Here is a 1,116-nt window from a genome sequence, read left to right on the forward strand (position 1 = left end):
GAGATAGACAGCCTGGTGCGAGCGGTGGAAGTTGCCGACGCCGAAATGCACGATGCCGGCCTTCAGCGCGGCGCGATCGTATTTCGGACCGGAAACCTTCGACGGAAGCTTGGCGAGGTTCGAGAAAGAGAGTTTCACGGTCATCTTACTTACCCTTTGGCCGATATGCAGCCCGACAATCCAACCCCCAATTCACCCGCTTGGGGCGAGCGGTGAGGGGCAGCGTCCGTTTGCCGGTATGCGCCCCTCACCTGCCCCGCGACGCGTCCTCCCCGGAGGAAGAGAGGCGCGCTTCCCCCTCAACTCATCCATTGACCGCCATCGACGTTGTAGGTTTGGGCGACAATGTATTCGGCTTCGTCACTGGCGAGGAAAACCGCCATGCCAGTCAGATCTTCGGCTCGACCCATGCGGCCATAGGGCACGCTTTCGCCGACGAGCCTCTTCTTCTCGCCCTTCGGCCGGTTCTCATATTTGGCGAACAGCGAATCGACGTGATCCCAATGCTCGCCGTCGACGACGCCCGGTGCGATGGCGTTGACGTTGATGCGGTGCTTGATCAGGTCGAGTCCGGCCGACTGGGTAAGCGAGATGACGGCGGCCTTGGTGGCGCAATAGACCGCGACCAGGGGCTCGCCGCGGCGCCCGGCTTGGCTCGCCATGTTGATGATCTTGCCGCCCCGGCCAGCAGCGATCATCGAGCGGGCCGCCGCCTGCAGCATGAACAGCGTGCCGGCGACATTGACGGAGAAGAGCTTGTCGTAGCTCGCGCGGCTGATCTCGACGATGGGCGCAAGGTCGAACAAGGCGGCATTGTTGATCAGGATGTCGAGGCCGCCGGCGTTCGCTTCGACGGCTTTCACGCTGGCCTCGATCGAGGACTGGTCGGTGACGTCGAGCCGGATCGCGTAAGCGGCAGAGCCGATATCCTTTGCCGTCGCTTCCGCCGCTTCGAGATTGATGTCGGCAATCGCCACCCTGGCGCCTTCGCGAACATAGGCTTCGGCGAAGGCCCTGCCGATGCCGCGCGCCGATCCGGTGATCAGCGCCGATTTGCCTTTGAGCCTCACTGCGCCAGCGCCTTGCCGTCGGCGCCGAAGCGATGGAGCTTGGCCT

Annotated in this window: 1 protein-coding gene; it reads right to left on the bottom strand. The window is 63.5% G+C overall.

All coding sequences use genetic code 11. The annotated features are described in order from the left end of the window. Window positions 1-299: 299 nt before the first annotated feature. Window positions 300-1,070, bottom strand: a complete 771-nt coding sequence (locus EOA75_RS33110; protein WP_127215801.1) for an L-iditol 2-dehydrogenase — start codon at window positions 1,068-1,070, stop codon at window positions 300-302. Between the last annotated feature and the right edge of the window lie 46 nt (window positions 1,071-1,116).

Origin of the sequence: Mesorhizobium sp. M1A.F.Ca.IN.022.07.1.1 (assembly GCF_003997575.1) — a bacterium.
Taxonomy (GTDB): domain Bacteria; phylum Pseudomonadota; class Alphaproteobacteria; order Rhizobiales; family Rhizobiaceae; genus Mesorhizobium.